4 protein-coding genes are annotated in these 3,222 nt (G+C 76.6%); 2 read left to right on the plus strand and 2 right to left on the minus strand.

Annotated features, from left to right (window positions below):
- Positions 1-333 precede the first annotated feature (333 nt).
- Complete coding sequence (locus tag ACFXA3_RS39395; RefSeq protein ID WP_385195710.1) at positions 334-1,125, plus strand: glutamate racemase; 792 nt, start codon at positions 334-336, stop codon at positions 1,123-1,125.
- 22 nt (positions 1,126-1,147) lie between these two features.
- Here the strand turns inward: ACFXA3_RS39395 and ACFXA3_RS39400 are convergent, their stop codons facing one another.
- Entirely contained in the window at positions 1,148-2,095 is a 948-nt protein-coding gene (locus tag ACFXA3_RS39400; RefSeq protein ID WP_385195712.1) for an ADP-ribosylglycohydrolase family protein, read from the minus strand.
- The gene (locus tag ACFXA3_RS39405; RefSeq protein ID WP_385195713.1) at positions 2,065-2,664 is read right to left on the minus strand and encodes a TetR/AcrR family transcriptional regulator; all 600 of its coding nucleotides are present in this window, start codon (positions 2,662-2,664) and stop codon (positions 2,065-2,067) included. Before ACFXA3_RS39405 ends, ACFXA3_RS39400 begins: the two co-directional genes overlap by 31 nt.
- Before the next feature lie 101 nt (positions 2,665-2,765).
- On the opposite strand from ACFXA3_RS39405, the gene ACFXA3_RS39410 reads away from it, so the two are divergent.
- A partial coding sequence (locus tag ACFXA3_RS39410; RefSeq protein ID WP_385195716.1) for an FAD-dependent oxidoreductase occupies positions 2,766-3,222 on the plus strand: 457 nt, incomplete at its 3' end.

Here is a 3,222-nt window from a genome sequence, read left to right on the forward strand (position 1 = left end):
GAAGGACAGTGGACTGGCGGGACGCCCCCGGACCCACTCCGACACCGCCCCACCCGGACCCCGCCCCCGGAATCCCGCCTCACCCCCCGCCGACCCCGACCAGCCTCGCCACCCCCACCCCCACCCCCTGGCCGGTTCTCGATCGGCCGGTGTGCCCCCGGGGCTTTCCGGTGCGGGGGCTCCGTGGGGTGGGCTGCCAGCGGGTTTGTGGGTTTGCGGGGGTTCCCGCCGCCCGGGCGGTGGGCTTCGGGGGTGCCGGTGGAACGGCAGTGTTCCGGCCCCCGTGGGCTTCCGTTTGGGGTTTTCCGGCGGGGCGTCGATTAAGGTGACCAGGTGAAGATCGCCCTCATGGACTCCGGAATCGGCCTGCTCGCGGCGGCTGCCGCGATGCGGCGGCTGCGGCCCGACGTCGATCTGGTCCTCTCCTCCGACCCCGTCGGCATGCCCTGGGGGCCGCGTACCCCCGAGGACCTGACCGGGCGTGCCCTCGGTGTGGCCCGGGCCGCCGCCGGGTACCGGCCGGACGCGCTGATCGTGGCCTGCAACACCGCCAGCGTGCATGCCCTGCCCACGCTCCGGGCCGAGCTCGAACCCGGGATTCCGGTGATCGGGACCGTTCCCGCGATCAAGCCCGCCGCCGCCGCGGGCGGGCGCGTCGCCATCTGGGCCACCCCCGCGACCACCGGGAGCCCCTACCAGCGCGGGCTGATCCGTGACTTCGCCGCCGGGGTCCGGGTCACCGAGGTGCCCTGTCCGGGGCTCGCCGACGCCGTCGAGGCGGGGGACGACGCCGCCGTCGCGGCGGCCGTCGCCGCGGCTGCCGCGCTGACCCCGGCCGATGTCACCGACGTCGTCCTCGGCTGCACGCACTACGAGCTCGTCGACGCGCCCATCCGGGCCGCCCTGGCCGAGCGGACCGGCGGCGCCGACCTGCGCTTCCACGGCTCCGCCGAGCCCGTCGCCGTACAGGCGCTGCGCCGTCTCGGCGCCCTCCCCGAGCCGGGCCTGCCCCGTACCGGGACCCTGACCGTCCTGCTCAGCGGCCAGGAGGGCGCGCTCCCCGCCGCCGCGCTCGGCTACGCCGAAGGGCGGCGGCTCGCGGGCGAGGGCGCGGCCGTCGGGTGATGGTCCCGCCGGGCCCCGGTCGCTACGTCCGTTCCGCCAGGGACCGGGCGAGCGCGCCCAGCGCGTCCGCGTCCAGCACCCGGCCGCCGTATCCGGGCAGCGGCACGTGCAGCGCGGCGGTCCACTCCGGCGGGATCGCCGCCCGGCCGTAGCGGGCGCCGGCCAGGGTGCCGGTGACCGCGGCCACCGTGTCGGTGTCGCCGCCGAGGTCCACGGCGGCCCGTACGGCTCCGGCGAAGCCGGTGGTCGTCCGCAGGGCCCACACCGCGGAGCCCAGGCAGGGCCACACGGCCCCGTTGAACTCGGTGGCCTGCGACGGATGCCAGTCGGGGCCGAGGACGACCCGGTACCGCTCGCGGTGGTCCGGGTGCACCGCGCCGAGCACCCCGGGGAGGGCGGCCAGCGGGTCGTCCCCGTCGAGCGTCACCCGTACGAGCTCGTGCAGTACGGCCGTGCCCTCCCACGCCGCCCGGTCGCCGTGCGTCAGTGCGGCGATCCGCCGGGCGGCGTCCATGGTCGCCTCCCGTCCGTCGGCGGCGAAGTACACCGCGGCGGTGGAGGCCCGCATCAGGGAACCGTTGCCCGCCGCCCGCGCGTGGATCTGGAAGTGCAGGGCGGCGGCCAGGTCCCAGGCCTCGCCGCTGGTCAGCACGTACTCGGTCTGGAGCCCGATGTCCTTGGGTTCGGCGGCCGCCCAGCGCCGGAACCGGGCGAAGACGTCGGGGAGTTCGAGGCCGCCGTGCTCCAGCAGGGACTCGCCCACCAGGACGGCCATCTGCGTGTCGTCGGTGGCCTCGCCCGGATCCCAGCCGCCGCCCCCGCGCATCTCCTCGCCGCGTGCCGTCAGCTCCCCGGCGGGCCCGAACTCGTAGGGCGCCCCGAGCGCGTCGCCCACGGCCGAGCCCAGGACGGCGCCCACGGCGCGGTCGAGTCGAGTGATCACGTTTCCTCCTCGGGCGGTTCGGGGCATGCGCAGGCCAGTACACCGCGTGCGAAGCCCTCCAGGTCGTCGAGTCCGGCGGCGGCGAGGGTGTCCGGCGCCCCGGCCAGCAGGTGGGGGAGCGCGCCGTGCAGGGCGAGCGTGAGGGTGCGGGCCCGCTCCGGTCCGGCCGGCAGGCCGGCCGCGCGCAGCAGCCGTTCGTACGCCGCGAAGTCCGACGCGCCGATCGGGTCGAGCAGTGCGGCCAGCCACGGCCGCCGCGCGGCCTCGGTCTGGAGTTCCAGGTAGGCGAGTACGCGCGGCCGGCCGGGCCCGGCCACGTCGCGCAGCAGTCCGGCGATCAGGGCTGCCAGTGCGGTCCGGTCGGCGGGCCCGGGCCCCGCTCCGGCGAGGTCGGCGGCCACGGCCCGGTACTGCTCCAGGCAGCGCTCGGCCGCGGCCCGCAGGAGTGCGTCGCGGGTCGGGAAGTAGTTCTTGGCCGTGCCCTGCGGTACGGCGGCGGCCGTGTCGACGGCCCGGTGCGTCAGCCCGCGGCCGCCCGCTTCCGCCAGCACGGTGACGGCCGCGTCGCGCAGCCGGTCCCTCCGGTCCTGGTTCACGTTGCCACCCTAACCACATCCGTGGTACCACAGGTGTGGTAGTCAGGGCGCGGTCGCCCGGTGGCGCGACCGCGTGGTGGCACGGGTCGAGGAGGTACGCCATGCGGAACGGCACGAGCGCTGCGGGGACGGCCGTCGTGGTGGGGGCGGGGGTCGGCGGGCTCGCCGCCGCCGTGGGGCTGCGCCGCGCGGGCTGGGAGGTGTCCGTCCTGGAGCGGCGGACCGCGCCCGAGCGGTACGGGACGGCCTTCGGGATCCATCCCACCGCCCAGGCGGCGCTCGACCGGCTCGGCCTCGGGGAGGCCCTGCGGGCGCGCGCCGTCCCGTACCGGGGCGCCCGGATCCGCCGTCCCGACGGCACCGTGCTGGCCGCGCTGCCGCTCGAACGGATCGAGCGCAAGGCGGGCCGCCCCGAACTCCTCATATCCCGGCCGTACTTGATCGACGCCCTGCTCGCCGAGCTCGGCCGGCTCGGCGGTGTGGAGATCGCGTACGGGCGGCGGGCTCTCTCTTATACACAACACCGAGCGCACGAAACCCCAAGAGATACAAACACTT

Origin of the sequence: Streptomyces sp. NPDC059456, assembly GCF_042750055.1 — a bacterium.
Taxonomy (GTDB): Bacteria; Actinomycetota; Actinomycetes; order Streptomycetales; family Streptomycetaceae; genus Streptomyces.